Source organism: Paenibacillus sp. JCM 18996 (genome assembly GCF_055392555.1).
This window is the reverse complement of sequence record NZ_AP043884.1, coordinates 423,572-439,762: the sequence shown is the minus strand read 5'-3', so window position 1 is coordinate 439,762 and position 16,191 is coordinate 423,572. Positions and strand designations below refer to the sequence as shown.

The window sequence follows — 16,191 nt, the reverse complement described above, 5'->3', positions numbered from 1 at the left end:
ATTAAGCCCTTTCCTGATGTCAGTTTATCCGACTACAATGTTGACCAGCTTGCCTTTGACCGCGATCACTTTGCGCACCGTTTTGCCGCCCATAGCTTCGCGCACCTTATCCAGCTCCAGGGCCAGCGCCTGCATATCCGCTTCATTCATCTCTTTGGACACCATGGCGCGGTCTGCGATTTTGCCGTTTACCTGCACGACGATTTCCACTTCATTATCCACTGTCCATGCTTCGTCGTAGTTTGGCCAAGGCTCGTAGGTGATCGACTCGTTATGGCCGAGCTTCTGCCAAAGCTCCTCAGCAATATGCGGAGCGATCGGGGACAGCATCTGCACGAAATTTTCCATTGCCGCCTTCGGCAGTTCATTTTGCTTATAGGCGTCGTTGACGAAAATCATCAGCTGCGAGATCGCCGTATTGAAGCGCTGCGCTTCGAAATCCTCGGTAATTTTCTTCACGCTGCGGTGCCAGGTCCTCTTGAAAGCATCGTCGCCTTTTGCATCGGCACTGATTTTCTCGTTCAGCCAGCCTTCCTCATTGACGAACAGCCGCCATATCCGGTTCAAGAAACGGTACGAGCCCTCGACGCCGTTCGTATTCCATGGCTTCGTCGCCTCCAGCGGCCCCATGAACATTTCGTACATCCGCAGCGTGTCCGCTCCGTATTCGTTTACGATTTCATCGGGATTCACGACGTTGCCGCGGGATTTGCTCATTTTCTCCATGTTCTCGCCGAGAATCATGCCTTGGTTCACCAGCTTGTGGAACGGCTCCTTCGTCTTGACGATGCCCATATCGTAGAGCACTTTATGCCAGAAACGCGCGTACAGCAGATGCAGCACCGCGTGCTCGGCGCCGCCGATGTAAAGGTCGACAGGCAGCCATTTCTCCTGCAGCTCCCTGGACACGAGCTCCTCCTCGTTGCGGGGGTCGATGAATCGCAGGTAGTACCAGCAGCTTCCCGCCCACTGCGGCATCGTGTTTGTCTCGCGCCGCGCTTTCATGCCGGTTTCCGGATCCACCGTGTTGACCCAGTCCGTCACATTGGCCAGCGGGGACTCGCCCGTTCCGGAAGGCTTGATGTGGTCTACGTCCGGCAGCAGAAGCGGCAGCTGATCTTCAGGCACCGGCTTCATCGTGCCGTCTTCCAGATGCAGGATCGGAATCGGCTCGCCCCAATATCTCTGGCGGCTGAACAGCCAATCTCTAAGGCGGTACGTGACTTTACCGTGCCCTTTGCCGGTTTCTTCAAGCCACTCGATCATCCTGGCGATCGCCGCTTCATTATTCAACCCGTTCACAGGTCCGGAGTTTACATGCTCCCCGTCGCCTGCATAAGCTTCTTCCTGCACATTGCCGCCCTGTACAACTTCCACAATCGGAAGGTCGAACTGCCTGGCGAACTCCCAGTCCCGCTGGTCGTGTCCCGGAACCGCCATAATCGCCCCCGTGCCGTAGCCGGCAAGCACATAATCCGCGATCCAGACCGGGATCCGGCTTCCGTTCACAGGGTTTACCGCATATGCTCCGGTGAATACGCCGGTTTTGTCCTTGGCCAAATCGGTGCGCTCCAGGTCGCTCTTGCGAGCCGCTTTCTCCTGGTAGTCCCGGACTGTGGCTTCCTGCCCGGCGGTTGTTATTTGCGCCACCAGTTCATGCTCCGGGGCCAATACGCAATAAGTCGCTCCGAACAGCGTATCCGGACGGGTAGTGAACACCGCGAGATGGGCGTCGTGGCCATCCAAGGCAAACTTCACTTCGGCGCCGGTCGACTTGCCGATCCAGTTGCGCTGCATATCCTTGATGCTTTCGGACCAGTCCACCTCTTCCAGATCCTCCAGCAGCCTTTCGGCATAATCCGTAATCTTCAGAATCCATTGGCGCATCGGCCTGCGGATGACGGGATGACCGCCGCGCTCGCTTTTTCCGTCGATGACCTCTTCATTCGCCAGAACCGTACCCAGCGCAGGGCACCAGTTGACCGCCACTTCGTCGACATAAGCCAGGCCGCGCTTATACAGCTGCAGAAAAATCCACTGCGTCCATTTGTAATATTCGGGATCGGTCGTGCTGATTTCACGGTCCCAATCGTAGGAGAAGCCCAGAGATTTGATCTGCCGGCGGAAGTTGTTGATGTTCTTCACGGTAATTTCCCGCGGATGCTCCCCGGTGTCCAGCGCATGCTGCTCGGCGGGCAGGCCGAACGCGTCCCAACCCATCGGATGAAGAACGTTGCAGCCTTTCATCCTTTTGTAACGGGAGACGATGTCCGTTGCCGTATACCCTTCCGGATGGCCTACATGCAGCCCTGCCCCGGATGGATAAGGGAACATATCCAAAGCGTAAAACTTCGGAAGGCTGTCGTTATCCAGCACCTTGAACGTCTTGTTCTCTTCCCAATGCTTCTGCCATTTCGGCTCCAATGCTTGCGGGTTATACCCCTGAGTTTCTTTCGCTTGTTGTTCGTGTGACATGTAAAAAGCCTCCTTGCGGCCCATTCTCCGCATCTTCGTATTTCCATGACAACAAAAAAACCCCGCATCGCTAGCGCAACGGCTAGGGACGAGAGGTTTGTTATTCCCGTGGTACCACCCTAGTTAACAGCAGGCGTACTTCGCCCCTGTTCACTCTTTCCCTTAACGCGGGTTTACGATCCGGCTAGCATCCGCTGCCTTCGCGGACGGTCACCTTCTGGCTCCAAGGCGAGTTCGCTTCTTTCGTCTGCCGGTTTCCACCCTTTCCGGCTCTCTGCAAGACGCTCCAAAAGCTACTAATCCTTTTCGTTGCCGTGGTTCATTTGTGTTTCGATTATATGCAAAATAACGGTGCCGTGTCAAGTGCCGTCCGCCTATGTCAGATTCGAATAGAAAAACGACAAGATCGTGCATATATTTTAACACGGCGGTTTCATATACTAGACTTGTGCAATGGAAATCAGGACAGGGGGAGCAACGCAATGTTGAATAAATTGAACGTTACGGTATGGAATGAGCACCGCCATGAAAAGAAGAACGAAAAAGTAAGAGCCGTTTACCCTAACGGGATCCACCAAGCGATCGGTGAAGGGCTGACAGGCGATGTCAATGTCCGCTACGCCACTTTGGACGAGCCCGAACACGGTCTGACCGAAGAGGTGCTGAACAGCACGGATGTGCTGGTCTGGTGGGGCCACACGGCCCACGGCGAAGTTCAGGACGAAATCGTGGAGAAAGTATTCAACCGCGTCATGCATGGAATGGGACTGATCGTGCTGCATTCGGGTCATTTTTCCAAAATTTTCAAAAGACTGATGGGTACTTCCTGCGACCTCAAGTGGAGGGAAGCCGGCGAGAAGGAACGGCTGTGGGTCGTATCCCCGGGCCATCCTATCGCGGAAGGCATAGGAGAATATATCGAGCTGGAGCATGAAGAAATGTACGGGGAGCACTTTGATATTCCGCAGCCGGACGAGCTTGTGTTCGTTTCCTGGTTCGAAGGCGGAGAAGTGTTCCGCAGCGGCTGCACCTACACCAGAGGCCAAGGCAAGATCTTCTACTTCCGTCCGGGCCACGAAACCTATCCGACTTATTTCAATGAGAGCGTTCGCCGCGTGATAGGCAATGCTGTTCAATGGGCCGCGCCCAGCACTCGGGAATATCCGAAGTATGGCAATGCTAAGCCTTTGGAAATCATCAGATCCGAAGATCCTGCAGCGGTGAAGTAAGAGCCAGTCCGATCTGACCGCAAACGTATTAACTCTTTATTTCACTTGAGCCATAATATCGGCCGGTGCGGCTGTTCAAGCTGCATCGGCTTTTCCGGTTTCTAAGGAGTCCGCCGCGTAACGGGATGATCTCAACCGCCTATCTGCGTTCCCGTGGTAGTTTGTCAGCCTATGCATCTAAATAAGTCCCGCTGACATAGCCGTGTAGAGTGTCAATCCATAGCTTCGTTCAAAAGCGCCATGTGGATATGGTCCTGCCATTTGCCGTTGATTTTCAAATATTTGCGCGCCAGCCCCTCCTGCTGGAATCCCAGCTTCTGCACCAGCCGCATAGAAGGCTCATTGCCCGGAATAATGTTCGCTTCAATCCGATGCAGCTTCAGCTCCTGGAAAGCATAATCTATAGCCGCTTGCAGCGCTTCCGTCATATACCCTTGATTGGCTTCGTTCTCATCGATTTTGTAACCCAGATGGCACGATTGAAAGACGCCGCGGACGATGTTCGAAAGTCCTATATTTCCGATCGCTCGGGACATCCCCTCTGCTTTTTTAAACAGCCACCAGCGAACCATCTGCCCGCGGATCATAGCTTCCATTTCCGTCTGCAGAATGTCGGCCTGCACCCCCGCACTAAAAAAGCTTTCTTCCCTCAAAGGTTCCCAGGGCTCCAGAAATTTGCGGTTCCGCCGGTAAAATTCAACCACGACCCGGGTCTCGCTTTCATCAACCGTTTTTAAAATCAGACGTTCCGTCTCCAGGTCCGCACCCTTAACAATCACCGGTATTCCTCCTTCTTTCATAGAAAAACAGGAAACCCTGCCCTTACGAGCAGAGTGAGCCTTCTTATGTACCAGGCTTGTGGCCAGCCATTCATCTTTTTATCGCCGCTACAAAGATGCGTCTGGTATCCTCCGTCGGCCGCTCCCATGTAAAATCCGAATAGCAGAAGGTATCCGTAAACCCTGCTTCCGACAGAGCCGATTTGACCCATTCAAGAGGATAAGCTCTTTGCTGATGGTACTCCACAAATTTGCGGTACCGCTCAGGGGCCGAGGCGTTATCCAACGCGAAAATGGTCAGTGCGTGCTCGATTTCGGTCCTATCCTCATCGTAATCGCAGGTCCATATGTAAGCCAGTCCATCCTCGTCATAGACGAAAGGCTGTTGTTCAAAGTATGACTCCAATTGGACGGCCGCATGCATATCGAACAAAAAAAGCCCTCCCGGCTTCAAGCCGGCATAGACTCGTTCAAAGGCGCTTTTCCAATCCTCTTCTTCCAGCAAATAGTTCAGGCAGTCGCAGAACGAAATAACGCAGTCGGCAGGCTCGCTCCATTCCCATTCTCTCATATCCTGATGCAGCCAGGTGACGGAGCCTTTGAAGGCTTTGCCTGTGAGCCCCCGCAGCCGCTCCGTCTTATCGTGCGCGATCGACAGCATGTCCTCGGAAAGGTCGATTCCGATCACCTGATACCCGGCTTGCGCCAAAGGGATCGCGAGGCTGCCCGTGCCGCATCCCAGATCCACTATGGTGCGGGGCTTTTCGAATTTCGCGAAGCTCTCTTCAGCAAATTTCAGCCACTCCCTGTAAGGCATATCAGCCATCAGACGGTCATAAACATAGGCGAATTGGCGGTACGACATCATTCATCGCCTCCGCCCGTACGCTCTTCTTTCTTCAGATAAGTCCAGCTTCCTTGTTGAGTAACCAGACCTTCCTTCATCAGCTTGCCTAAAGCTCTCTTGAAAGCGGACTTGCTGAAGCCGAACCGCTGCTTGATCAGATCGGCCGGCGTTTCGTCCGAATAAGGCATCGCCTGGTTAGGCCGATCCTTGAGGAAAGCAAGCAGCGTTTCCGCGTCTTCGCCCATGCTGAGCTGTTTGGCCGCCCTCATCGAAAGGTTGACTTTCCCGTCTTCACGTATAAAAATAACCCGGGCCCGCACCTGCTCACCCAAACGGAGCATCCGTGTACGTTCAGTGGAATGAATAAGTCCGATCACCCCGAACCCGACCACTCCTCCGTCGCATACGACGAAGCTGCCCATTTGCAGCGGCTTATAAACACGGCATTCGACCCATTGGTTCAACCAGGACGCAGGAGCTTCGAAACAAAGCGGCACCAGCTCCCGCTCACCGGCCCATCTAGCGATCAAGCGGCCTTGACGGTCATGGTCCATGGTCACGAATACTTTGTCGCCAATGACAGGACGCAATTCCTCGAACTCCGGAACTTCATTTTTTGGCAGCAGCAGGTTCCGTCCCAGCCCCATCTCCAAAAAACAGCCCAACCTGGAATTGACATCGACCACTTCCAGCAGCCCAACCTGTCCCAAGGTGAGAAGTGGCTTTTTCATTGTAGCGGCGAGCCGGTCCTGCGTATCATGGAACAGAAAAACTTCAACCGCGTCGCCCGGTTTGACCGAACCTTCCGCCTCGCTGTAGTGCAGCAGAACATCCTGGCTGCCGTTAGTGAGAAAGTAGCCGTTTGGAGGAACTTCCCTGTCGACTGTCAGCTGTGTTACGCGGCCCGCTTCCAGCTTCATACCCGCTCCACAACCTTCGCGTCGGACCACAAACGCTCGATATTGTAATATTCCCTTTCATCCCTATGGAATACATGAACAACCACGTCGCCGATATCCACAAGCACCCATCTAGCAGTATCGAAGCCTTCTACGCCCCGTACGGTGGCCCCGTTTTTTTCCGCTTGTTTCTTGGCTTCCGAAGCGATTGCCTGAACCTGGGTTTCCGAGTTCCCGTGGCAAATAATATAATAATCCGAGACCAGGGAAATTCCAGTCAGGTTCAGAGTCGTTACATTCATCGCTTTCTTGTCTTCTACCGCATTCACGACAACATTCATTAATTGTTCGGGAGATATGCTCATCAAATTCCTCCTTATAAAAAAATTATGATAGCCGTACACTTACTTTTCCTGCCGGATTTCCATTATAAGGCTGTTTCTCGCCAAAACCGTAAGCGGGTATATTCTTTTTCCATGCTGCAGTAAAAAGCGGATGGTATTATCGAAAGCTGCTATCAAAGCCTGGTTCAAGTCCGCTTCAGCCAGCTGTCTGACCTCGCCCACTCCTGGAAAGTCCCTGCCGGGCTCAATATAATCGGCGAGCCAGAGCACCTTGTCCAGCAGCGTCATGTTCTCGCGTCCGGAGGTGTGATAGCGGATGGCATCCAGCACTTCGCGGTCCTGGATCCCGAAGTCCCGCTCCGCTACAAAAGCGCCCGCTTGCGCATGCCAAAGCTCCTTATCGTATTCAAGCAAGTCAAGCTGCGCCCCGCTGTTTTTGACCGCCTCCGCTTGTTTGCCGACCGGCCAGTATTTGCAGGTATCATGCAGTACCGCGGCGACATCGGCTTTGGAGGGATCCGCTCCGAACCGTTTAGCCAGCTCGGCCGCCGACTCCATTACTCCCAGCGTATGCTGCCATCTTCGTTCCGGCATGTGCCGCTTTACAGCTTCCATCAGCTTTTCACGATTCATATAGACGGTGCTCCTTTATATATTGCCTCACGGGTTCCGAAACTAAATAACGGATTGAGAGACCTTGGGTTAACCGCTCTCTGATCTTCGTGGACGAAATGTCAATCATCGGCATGCCCACAATCGTCACCCGTTCTTCGATAGCTTCTGTGAGGTTGGTCATATCAATGGAATACCCGGGCCGCTGCAGTCCTATAAAATAAATATATTGTATGATTTCATTGATTTTAAACCAGTTCGGCAGAAACTCCACCATATCCGCACCGATTATATAAGCAAAATCGATACCCGGTTCCTGGCTGCACAGAAGCTTGACCGTATTCACCGTGTAGGATGTGCCGCCTTGCCGCAGTTCCAAATCGCATGCCCGGAAGCAAGGATGGTCCTCAATCGCTTTATTCACCATTTCCCAACGTCGGGCAGCAGATGCAGCCGGCAGATGGCTTTTGTGCGGGGGGACATGAGTGGGCATAAACCACACCTCGTCCAGCTTCGCTCCGACTCTCGCCTGCTCCGCGGCCACCAGGTGGCCGTAGTGGATCGGATCGAATGTGCCTCCCATAATCCCAACCTTCATATTACCCTCACCTCAAATCCCCCGAGCCCCGAAAAGCTCTAGCATCGGCAATACTTATTACCCGTAAATCAGGGGAGTTCAATCTGTTTATGGTCTTTTGACTCTTTGTACAGAATAATCGTCTTGCCGATGATCTGGACGAGCTCGGACCCCGAGCCTTCGGCGAGCTGCTCCGCCACTTCGGAACGGTCATCGTCATTATTGCTCAGAATCGACACTTTGATCAGCTCTCTCACTTCAATGGCTTCTTCGATGTGCCGGATCAGATTGTCGTTCACCCCGCCTTTGCCCACCTGGAAAATCGGATCCAAATGATGGGCCAGCGAACGAAGATGCCTTTTTTGCTTGCCTGTCAGACTCATTATGCTTGCTCCTCTGTAAAAGATTGTTCCACGGCTTGCCTCATCGCTTCCACGGGCGCAGGTACACCGGTCCAATACTCGAATGCGTAGGCGCCCTGATAGATGAACATGCCGAAGCCGCTGTGAATCATCGCTCCCCGTTCCTGCGCTTCCCTAAGGAATCGGGTCACCGGGGGATTATAGATAAGATCGCTGGCCGCCATGCCTTCGCGCAGAAGTGCAGTGTCCATTGGAAGCTCGTCAACGGCCGGGTGCATGCCCGCAGATGTTGTATTAATGACAAGGTCGACCCCCTGCATATTGTCTGCAATTTGGTCCAGCCCCATCCCGGCACAATCGCTCAACGATGACAGCTCGTCAGCCAGTTCCACTGCTCTGTCCCTGGTACGGTTGGCGATCCGGATGCAGGCCGGACCTTCTTTAGCCAGGGCGTACGTGATGCCTCTCGACGCTCCCCCGGCTCCGATCACCAGAATATGCTTTCCCGCGAGGGAAATGCCCGTCTCTTCCTTCAGCGAACGCACATATCCAATGCCGTCCGTGTTATATCCGATCAGCCGTCCGCCATCATTGACAATCGTATTGACGGCTCCAATGACGCGTGCTCCTTCGTCGATTTCGTCCAAATACTTCATCACTTCCTCTTTGTGGGGAATCGTGACGTTAATTCCGCGGAAATTCAGCGCCCTAACGCCTTTCACCGCAGCCTCTAAATTGGCGGGAAGCACGTGGAATGCAGCATACAGGCCGTTGATTCCCGTTTCCATAAAAGCCCGATTCAGCATAACCGGCGATTTCGAATGCTTGACCGGATCCCCAAAAACTCCATACATTACCGTGCGGGTGTCTACTTTCCCCATTTTCCCTCGGCTCCCCCCATAAGAAAACCTCTGCCCGAGCCCTTTAAAAAATGAGCGGCCGCGATTTAAAGGCCACCATTCCTGATAAAAAAAGTTTAACGTTAAGAATAACCTAAGCAAACAATTACCTTAGATCAGCGTATCCCTCACGGCTACCTTGATGCCTTTCGGCACATGGACGGCCAGTTCCGCTCCGGCAGTGCTGTTGATTTTGATCCATCCCAGGCCTGAAATAAGGATATCCCGGTTCTGTCCTTTCGGGATAGTAAAAGCGATTCTTATGAGCTTGGGCAGAAGCTCCAACTCCTCCTTGCCCGGCGGCGCCAGCAGCTCCCCCTTATGCTCGTCATACAGCTCGTCCGCCCGCTCCAGCTTGGTGCGGTGTATGGTTAACGCGGTAGCGGTGTAGCAGGTAAAAGACTGCCTTTCCCCTTTTATGAAATCGAAACGCGCCAGGCTCCCGAAGAACAGCGTCTGCCCCTCGTTCAGTTGAAAAACAACAGGCTTCATCTCGCGGTCCGGCATGATCGTGTTCAGGCTGCGTTTAGGAACAATCTCCGTCATCCTGTGGGAATAAACAATACCCGGCGTATCGATGATAAATTTGCCGTCGTCCAACGGAATTTTCACCAAATCCAGCGTCGTTCCCGGATAGGGTGAGGTCGTAAGCTCGGAATCAAGGTCGCTGTAGTCGCTGATCAGCCGGTTAATTAACGTCGATTTCCCCACATTCGTGGCGCCGACCACATACACGTCTTTGCCCCTGCGGTATCGGGCTATGTCATCGATCACCCGCTCGAATCCCATGTTTCGCTTTGCGCTGCACAGCACGATGTCCACAGGCTTCAGCCCGTTCTCTTTGGCCTGTTTCTGGGCCCAGTTCTTCAACCGGTTGAGGTTCGTCGATTTCGGCAGAAGGTCGATTTTGTTGACAACGAGCAGGACGGGATTGCTGCCGACGAATCTGGACAGCCCTGCGATCACGGACCCTTCGAAATCGAATATATCCAGGATATGGACCACTAGGCTGTCTGTGTGCCCCACATGAGTGAGCAGCTTTACGAAGTCCTCTCCGTCCAGCATAATGCCGGACACCTCGTTGTAATTTTTGATGCGGAAACACCTCTGGCAAATGATGGGATCCCGCTCCAGCGCCTTGGCCGGCACATAGCCCAGCCGGTCCGTGTGCTCCGTTTGCAGCTTGACGCCGCAGCCCGCGCAGTTCTGTTCTTGTATCTGTGGTTCCGTCATAAATTCCTCCAGGCTCACTTGTTCTGTTTCATCCACTGAAGCGCAAATTTCTCGATTTTGCGGTTGATTTTGGTCAAAAATCCTTCGTCCCCCAGCGAAATCGGCTGTACAAGAATCGTAAACAACCCCATCAAATTGCCGCCAAGGACGTCCGTCAGCATCTGGTCTCCTACAACGACGACTTGATGAGGCTGCAGATTCATTAATTTCAATGCTTTGTGAAAAGCCGCGTTGGTAGGCTTCCTGGCGCTGTAGATAAAAGCGATGGATAAAGGCGTCGCAAATGTGGATACGCGGCCGTGCCTGTTGTTGGATACGATCACGACTTCGTATTCGAGCTGCTGGACGACTTTCAGCCATTCGATGAGCTCTGGTGTGGCGTGCGGATCTTTCGCGCCTACCAGCGTGTTGTCGAGATCCGTTATAATGCCGCGGATTCCTTGCGCTTTCAAAGCATGCAAATCGATATCAAACACCGTATTGACCTGCTGACGAGGAATCAGCTTATTGAACACACCGTTCACCCCTGTACGTAAGGACATTTTTGACATAAATAGAAGAAAAGAAGCCCCAACCGGAGCCTTCTATTCTGGTTAATCTATAAACTCCAGTTTCACCGAAAAAGGCGCTTCATGCTCTGGCGCAATCCCCTGCCTACTGATGGTACTTCAGACAAACTATACCATACTGCCTCCTTCCTTGCAAAACGCTCCGGAAAAACACGCAAAGCGCTTTTCTCAGGAAGCCTGAAAGAAACGCCTTATGGCGCAGCAGATCGGGCTTATGGGGTCTGACCACCCGCCGTGCAACTCCGCTACATGTTCGTCTTCAATTTATCCACGATACGGGCTGCATGGAGCCAGTCCTGCTCCGTGATGGAAGCATTGCCGTATTTAGCTTTTTCGAACAAAGCGAGCATCTGCTCCAAATCCGCCCTGAGCTGCCTGTTCCCGGCAATCCAGCGCTTCACCGCTTCCCGTACCGTCTCATGCTCTTCGCGGATGTATCCCCTGCTTCGGCTCACGCGCAGCATCTTTTCGCATTCCACAATGACTTTCTGCCTGTAATTGAAAGCTTTTTTCGCGGTAAACCATGCGCCGACAGTGTGCGTGAAGCCGAAGTACCACACTGCCGCTGCCGCAAACGCCGCAAGCACTACCGCCGAAGCCGCATAAATCCAGCCATTGTAGTCGTCTTTCTTCTTCTCCGGGAGAGCGGGAGCGGCAGTGACAGGCTCGGTTTTCATGTCCGCGGCGGGCTCGGAAGGAGCGGTCGTGAGCGGAACCGTAAAACCGGCGGTGGGCTCAAACTGCAGCCAGCCGATGCCTGAGAAATATACCTCCGCCCAGGAATGCGCATCGGAGTTCCGTACCGTGTAATTACCCGGACCTGAGCCCACGGACGCCTGCGGATCCTGGAATTCTCTTGAGTATTGGTCCTGGATCCGCTCCCCAGGCGCGTAGCCCTTCACCCAGCGGGCCGGCAGGCCGACTGAACGTGCCATGACGACCATAGCCGAGGAATAATAATCACAGTAACCCTCCTTGATTTCAAACAGGAAACGGTCTACAAAATCCCTGGAGACTCCTTTGGACAAATCAGGCTTGTTATTGTATGGAAATTTGGTTTTCAAATACTGCTCAAGCGCCTTCGCTTTCTCGTAAGGCGTATCGTAAGGGGAGGTGATGTCCTCAGCCAGCTGTTTTACCCTGACGGGCAGGTCTTGAGGAAGCTGAAGAGCATCGTTGAACTCACCGCGGTTTAACGCATCCATCGGCACCGTCTTCAGGATGTCTTCGTCGATGACGGGAACTTTGGAAACAAGGGTATATTGGTTGATGGGCTCCTTCTTTCTCACCCTAATCTCAGCCTGCCGGGGTACCCACACAAAGCTGTCAAAATTGTCCGTCGTGCTGTTCACACTTTCCAGCCTGCTTATAGGCGACGCTCCGAACAAGACGGGATAAGGATAAGGCTCCTCCCCGGTAAACATAAATGTTTGCTTGACTTCTACCGTTTTCAGCCTTGAGCCTGGCGTGCGGTGATCTCCCGGAAGCACGTTATCCGGCATGATGCCCACGGAAGACGCCCGGCGGTCAAGCAGAGAAGGCTCCCATCCTCTACCAGTGTAGTTGGAACGGGTTTCACCCCGCCAATAGCTTTTATCCGAGGTGCTTACCGTCATTACCGGTGTGTAATCAAAATTAAAGCCGCCGCCGAGCGCCTGGTCGTTGCGGCTGTAACCGGAGCCGGTTTCCTGCTTGGACAGCGGGGCCACTTCATAGCCTTTTCCCGTCGTGAACGCAACTCCCTGGCCCTTCATCGCCCTCCATGCGGAATAGGGATCGGTCAGGAGCGGACGGATTTCGGGCGCCAGCGATCCTGCCACAATAGTAAAGGTGACCAGCGCGGCTACAGGCACGGCAATAGACAAAGGATATTCCGAGAGGGACTGCCAGCCCCGCGGCGCCTTGCGTTTAAGTCCCTGGAAATGGGATACGGCCACAAGGAACAATCCGGAGAACAGGATCATGGCCATCTGCTGCCACAGAATAAGAATGGAAAAAGAATCCCGGACCGCAAACGCCAGCACGCTGACAAGGATAAGGGTATAAATTCTCCATTTTACGCCGACCCACCAGATCGTCAGCAAATAAAGGACACAGGCCACAAGGCCAAACCACAAATAAGGGGTCAAGCCGAGCACATTGGCGGTGACAAAATCCAGGATAGATCGCCCGCTTGGAGAAATCCAGTGAAAATTCAGCAGAGCCGCGGAAATCCAGATCACGGAAGCGACATGAAGAATCCCTCGCAAGCTGTAATGGATAAAAGGGATAATATGAATCAAGAAGGTGATGAGGAGTGTATACTCTACGATCCTGACAGTTTCAGGCAGCCACAGTCCATCCTCTTTGGATATCCAATAAACGAACTGCAGCAGGAAAATGCCGGTGAACAAGGCGGTCAGCCTCCGCTCCCATTCGAAAATAAACAGCCGGCTCCACAGACTATTTCCTTCGTTCATGCGTAACGTCCCCCCAACACTATCGGCAGATCCTGCAGCGAGCGTATCGAATAGCCTGCGATGCCTCTTAAGGCGAGCACCTGCAGCCACTGTTTGTCGCTTGAACTTCCATGCGACAGCCATAAATGGCAAGGATTCATCTGCCGCTGCTTAATCCAGTTTAACGTTTGGAGCATCGCTTCTCCGCGCTGGGGAGAGACGATGGCGACGAACGTGCCCGGCTGCAGGAAAGGCGCCCGGTCTTTCAAAATTTGCAGCGGGGTGCGCGCTCCGTCGGCCTCCACTCCGATAAGGTGGTTCATTACCGTCATTTGACGGGATCCGTTCCTCCGCGGTTCGTGATAAAAATGATCAGAGCCCACCGACAGCAGCCCGAGCGCTAACTCCCTGTTCGTGCTGTATTGGAACATGGATGCAGTGACTGACACCGCAAGCTCAAAAATCTCTCCGTTCATATAGGAGGATTGGGCGCGGTCCAGCAGAAACACGGTTTTGGGCAGGGATTCCCTTTCGAATTCCTTCGATTTCCAGGTACCCGTCTTGGCCGTCGCATTCCAATGGATCCTCGACAACCGGTCGCCATAGATATATTCCCTAACTCCGTTAAGCTGGGTCGTTTCGCGATAAGCCCTTGTCGAGGCGGAATGGTGGCTCGTTCCATTAAGCAGCTGGTGGAGCTGCTTCCATTCCTTGATCGCAACGGTTTGAGGCAGCACGGCTACGGAATAAGGCAGCTCCAAGGCCGCTTTGTGCTGGAACAGTCCAAACACGTCCTCCGTAGAGCATTCCGTCCCCGCAAAATGATAAAATCCCCTGCGAAGCGGAGGAGTCGTATACTCCAGCTCGCCCCTTCTCTTCCAATCCGGGACCAGCGACGCTTCAAAAACACGGGCTTCGCCATTCTTGCGGACCAGACGGTCTTTTACAAAAATATAAGGAATCGGCCAAAAGCCGGGTACTTGCAGGCTCATCCTGACGGTCAGCGAAGTCCCCGCCTCAAGCGCCATCTCGTTATCCGGAAGAGCGATCTCCCTCACGGCCTGGGTCTTTTTGATGCCGCTCCATTTGCCCAGAAGCAGGTAGACGCTGAGGATGGTCACAATCGCAAACAGAACGGACGCCATTTTTCCACCCTGGAACAATAAAAAACAAAGCGAGCTAAAAAATACAGCCAGTACGATCCAAAACTGCGGGGTGAATTTTTCCCTCTCTGACAAAGAATCCAATATATAGCTTCTCATAGGATCACTTCTCCAATCGGACGGGCACTTTCACCTGCTGGAAGATCGATTGCAGAACAGAAGGAACGGTAGCTCCTTCCATACGCGCTTCGGAATGAAGCAGCATCCGATGGCCGAAGACGCTGGGCGCCAAAAATTTGATGTCGTCCGGAATGACGTAATCCCTGTTCTGGATGAAAGCATAGGCTTTTGCGGCGTGCACCAGAGCCAGAGTGGCCCGCGGGCTGACCCCGAGATAGATGGAAGTGTGTTCTCTAGTTCTTCGGGCTATGGATACAAGATAAGAGGCGATAGCGTCGTCCAGGTGAACTTCCTTCACTTTTTGCTGTGCGGCAAGAATTTCGCGCGTATCCGCGACGGGCTCGAGACTTTCCAGCGGATGCGCCTTTCTTTGCGAGAAAATCATCTCTTTCTCCGTGGCTTCATCGGGGTAGCCGAGACTTATCTTCATCATAAAACGGTCCAGCTGAGCCTCCGGCAGAGTGTAGGTTCCCTCAAAATCTATCGGATTCTGCGTCGCCAAAAGCAGAAACGGAGACGGCAGTACATGCGTCTCTCCGTCTACCGTAATATGGCTCTCTTCCATCGCTTCCAGCAGGGCGGATTGCGTCTTTGTCGTGGCCCTATTGATCTCGTCGGCGAGCAGTATATTGGTCATTACCGGACCCGGGCGGAAAATAAAGGCCTCCGTCTTGGGATGATATATGGAAACCCCGGTGATATCGGTAGGAAGCAGGTCAGGATTGCACTGTATACGGCGGTATTCGCCTTGGATCGATTTTGCAAGCGCTTTGATCAGGACGGTCTTCCCGGTTCCGGGTACATCTTCAAGCAGCACATGACCTCCGGCGAGCAGAGCGGTTAAAAGCAGGGTAATCTCTTCGGATTTGCCCAGAATGCACGATTGCAAATTATTTTTCAGCAGCTGTATCATTTGAAGTTCCTGTTTTACGGTGGCGGTCATTCCGTTCCCTCCTGTATATCCTGCTAAGTCTCTCAACCTGTAAAAAAGTTGGATAGACATAATACCATTTTACAAGAATGAAAAAAAGGAGTATAGATGTAAAAATTATCAAATTGTTTGTGAACTTCCACAGGTGGAATGATCAATTTCGCCGGGATGTAAAAAGGTCCCGTGGGCGGGTGGGGTTGGGCGGCGGCGGTAGGGACGGGGAGGAGGCGGAGCGCGGAAGCGATCATGGAGGAGACCAGGCAGTGGCATCGGTGGGGGGAAGCGAGGCCGGGGACGGGGCGGGGATTTGGGCGGGGATGTTTGCGTGGCGGAACCCGGCAGCGGCGGTGGATAAGGCGGGACGGTGGTAAATGGAGGAACTGGGAGCGTGACCTGCGGAAGCGGGGCCCGAGACAGCGACAAAAGAGCCTGAGCGCCGGTTTGAAAACGCTTTAGCGTGCAATAATGAGATCATTCAAACAAGCCTTCTCTCCCGGGAAATACCTCATTAGCGGCATTTTTTTCTTTATTCCCGGGAAATAATCCGAAATAGTCGGGAAATAACCGCGCTTTTGCGGTAATTGTTCACGAGTGACCAAGTGGCACTTTTTTCGCCTTCACACGAATTATTGGACCTTTCCTCCAGTATGAGCTTCCTGCTCATACAGTAAACTCAGGTGTTGCGAATGTACAAGCTCAGGTGCCACGAATATG

Annotated in this window: 16 protein-coding genes and 1 other annotated feature; of the genes, 2 read left to right on the top strand and 14 right to left on the bottom strand. The window is 53.2% G+C overall.

What is annotated here, in order from left to right; translation table 11 throughout:
* Positions 1 to 24 precede the first annotated feature (24 nt).
* Entirely contained in the window at positions 25 to 2,475 is a 2,451-nt protein-coding gene (gene leuS, locus ACZ5N7_RS02125; RefSeq protein ID WP_464656976.1) for a leucine--tRNA ligase, read from the bottom strand.
* An 81-nt stretch (positions 2,476 to 2,556) separates the two neighbouring features.
* Positions 2,557 to 2,794, bottom strand: a binding site (T-box leader).
* A gap of 163 nt (positions 2,795 to 2,957) precedes the next feature.
* Between leuS and ACZ5N7_RS02120 the strand changes: the two genes are divergently transcribed.
* Positions 2,958 to 3,704 (top strand): ThuA domain-containing protein, encoded by a 747-nt coding sequence (locus tag ACZ5N7_RS02120; RefSeq protein ID WP_464656974.1) that lies wholly within the window; start codon positions 2,958 to 2,960, stop codon positions 3,702 to 3,704.
* A gap of 212 nt (positions 3,705 to 3,916) precedes the next feature.
* On the opposite strand, the gene ACZ5N7_RS02115 is transcribed toward ACZ5N7_RS02120, so the two are convergent.
* The 13 genes from ACZ5N7_RS02115 to ACZ5N7_RS02055 all read right to left on the bottom strand — a co-directional run bounded on the left by ACZ5N7_RS02115 (position 3,917) and on the right by ACZ5N7_RS02055 (position 15,489).
* Entirely contained in the window at positions 3,917 to 4,483 is a 567-nt protein-coding gene (locus ACZ5N7_RS02115) for a GNAT family N-acetyltransferase (protein WP_464656972.1), read from the bottom strand.
* A 91-nt stretch (positions 4,484 to 4,574) separates the two neighbouring features.
* On the bottom strand, positions 4,575 to 5,351 hold the full coding sequence (locus tag ACZ5N7_RS02110) for a class I SAM-dependent DNA methyltransferase (protein ID WP_464656970.1): 777 nt from the start codon (positions 5,349 to 5,351) through the stop codon (positions 4,575 to 4,577).
* Positions 5,348 to 6,250 carry a CvfB family protein gene (locus ACZ5N7_RS02105; RefSeq protein ID WP_464656968.1) on the bottom strand — a complete coding sequence of 301 codons (903 nt, stop codon included), beginning with the start codon at positions 6,248 to 6,250 and terminating at the stop codon, positions 5,348 to 5,350. Before ACZ5N7_RS02105 ends, ACZ5N7_RS02110 begins: the two co-directional genes overlap by 4 nt.
* Complete coding sequence (rsfS, locus tag ACZ5N7_RS02100; protein ID WP_464656966.1) at positions 6,247 to 6,594, bottom strand: ribosome silencing factor; 348 nt, start codon at positions 6,592 to 6,594, stop codon at positions 6,247 to 6,249. Before rsfS ends, ACZ5N7_RS02105 begins: the two co-directional genes overlap by 4 nt.
* Before the next feature lie 39 nt (positions 6,595 to 6,633).
* On the bottom strand, positions 6,634 to 7,206 hold the full coding sequence (gene yqeK / locus ACZ5N7_RS02095; RefSeq protein WP_464656964.1) for a bis(5'-nucleosyl)-tetraphosphatase (symmetrical) YqeK: 573 nt from the start codon (positions 7,204 to 7,206) through the stop codon (positions 6,634 to 6,636).
* Entirely contained in the window at positions 7,196 to 7,783 is a 588-nt protein-coding gene (locus ACZ5N7_RS02090) for a nicotinate-nucleotide adenylyltransferase (RefSeq protein WP_464656962.1), read from the bottom strand. Before ACZ5N7_RS02090 ends, yqeK begins: the two co-directional genes overlap by 11 nt.
* 68 nt (positions 7,784 to 7,851) lie before the next feature.
* Complete coding sequence (gene yhbY, locus ACZ5N7_RS02085; protein ID WP_464656960.1) at positions 7,852 to 8,145, bottom strand: ribosome assembly RNA-binding protein YhbY; 294 nt, start codon at positions 8,143 to 8,145, stop codon at positions 7,852 to 7,854.
* Positions 8,145 to 9,005 (bottom strand): shikimate dehydrogenase, encoded by an 861-nt coding sequence (gene aroE, locus ACZ5N7_RS02080; RefSeq protein WP_464656958.1) that lies wholly within the window; start codon positions 9,003 to 9,005, stop codon positions 8,145 to 8,147. Before aroE ends, yhbY begins: the two co-directional genes overlap by 1 nt.
* A gap of 129 nt (positions 9,006 to 9,134) precedes the next feature.
* The gene (gene yqeH / locus ACZ5N7_RS02075) at positions 9,135 to 10,256 is read right to left on the bottom strand and encodes a ribosome biogenesis GTPase YqeH (protein ID WP_464656956.1); all 1,122 of its coding nucleotides are present in this window, start codon (positions 10,254 to 10,256) and stop codon (positions 9,135 to 9,137) included.
* A 14-nt stretch (positions 10,257 to 10,270) separates the two neighbouring features.
* Positions 10,271 to 10,771, bottom strand: a complete 501-nt coding sequence (locus tag ACZ5N7_RS02070) for a YqeG family HAD IIIA-type phosphatase (protein WP_464656954.1) — start codon at positions 10,769 to 10,771, stop codon at positions 10,271 to 10,273.
* A 299-nt stretch (positions 10,772 to 11,070) separates the two neighbouring features.
* A complete protein-coding gene (locus tag ACZ5N7_RS02065) occupies positions 11,071 to 13,284 on the bottom strand; it encodes a transglutaminase TgpA family protein (protein WP_464656952.1) in 2,214 nt (737 codons plus the stop codon).
* Positions 13,281 to 14,525 carry a DUF58 domain-containing protein gene (locus tag ACZ5N7_RS02060; RefSeq protein WP_464656950.1) on the bottom strand — a complete coding sequence of 415 codons (1,245 nt, stop codon included), beginning with the start codon at positions 14,523 to 14,525 and terminating at the stop codon, positions 13,281 to 13,283. Before ACZ5N7_RS02060 ends, ACZ5N7_RS02065 begins: the two co-directional genes overlap by 4 nt.
* A gap of 4 nt (positions 14,526 to 14,529) precedes the next feature.
* Entirely contained in the window at positions 14,530 to 15,489 is a 960-nt protein-coding gene (locus tag ACZ5N7_RS02055; RefSeq protein ID WP_464656948.1) for an AAA family ATPase, read from the bottom strand.
* A gap of 185 nt (positions 15,490 to 15,674) precedes the next feature.
* Here ACZ5N7_RS02055 and ACZ5N7_RS02050 point away from each other — a divergent pair, with 185 nt between their 5' ends.
* Positions 15,675 to 15,848 (top strand): hypothetical protein, encoded by a 174-nt coding sequence (locus ACZ5N7_RS02050; RefSeq protein WP_464656946.1) that lies wholly within the window; start codon positions 15,675 to 15,677, stop codon positions 15,846 to 15,848.
* The last annotated feature ends 343 nt before the right edge of the window (positions 15,849 to 16,191 follow it).

Excerpts from the sequence above, each read along its gene's own strand:
- leuS (WP_464656976.1), bottom strand. The coding sequence starts at position 2,475 with ATGTCACACGAACAACAAGCGAAAGAAACTCAGGGGTATAACCCGCAA.
- ACZ5N7_RS02120 (WP_464656974.1), top strand. The coding sequence starts at position 2,958 with ATGTTGAATAAATTGAACGTTACGGTATGGAATGAGCACCGCCATGAA.
- ACZ5N7_RS02110 (WP_464656970.1), bottom strand. The coding sequence starts at position 5,351 with ATGATGTCGTACCGCCAATTCGCCTATGTTTATGACCGTCTGATGGCT.
- ACZ5N7_RS02105 (WP_464656968.1), bottom strand. The coding sequence starts at position 6,250 with ATGAAGCTGGAAGCGGGCCGCGTAACACAGCTGACAGTCGACAGGGAA.
- rsfS (WP_464656966.1), bottom strand. The coding sequence starts at position 6,594 with ATGAGCATATCTCCCGAACAATTAATGAATGTTGTCGTGAATGCGGTA.
- yqeK (WP_464656964.1), bottom strand. The coding sequence starts at position 7,206 with ATGAATCGTGAAAAGCTGATGGAAGCTGTAAAGCGGCACATGCCGGAA.
- ACZ5N7_RS02090 (WP_464656962.1), bottom strand. The coding sequence starts at position 7,783 with ATGAAGGTTGGGATTATGGGAGGCACATTCGATCCGATCCACTACGGC.
- yhbY (WP_464656960.1), bottom strand. The coding sequence starts at position 8,145 with ATGAGTCTGACAGGCAAGCAAAAAAGGCATCTTCGTTCGCTGGCCCAT.
- aroE (WP_464656958.1), bottom strand. The coding sequence starts at position 9,005 with ATGGGGAAAGTAGACACCCGCACGGTAATGTATGGAGTTTTTGGGGAT.
- yqeH (WP_464656956.1), bottom strand. The coding sequence starts at position 10,256 with ATGACGGAACCACAGATACAAGAACAGAACTGCGCGGGCTGCGGCGTC.
- ACZ5N7_RS02065 (WP_464656952.1), bottom strand. The coding sequence starts at position 13,284 with ATGAACGAAGGAAATAGTCTGTGGAGCCGGCTGTTTATTTTCGAATGG.
- ACZ5N7_RS02060 (WP_464656950.1), bottom strand. The coding sequence starts at position 14,525 with ATGAGAAGCTATATATTGGATTCTTTGTCAGAGAGGGAAAAATTCACC.
- ACZ5N7_RS02055 (WP_464656948.1), bottom strand. The coding sequence starts at position 15,489 with ATGACCGCCACCGTAAAACAGGAACTTCAAATGATACAGCTGCTGAAA.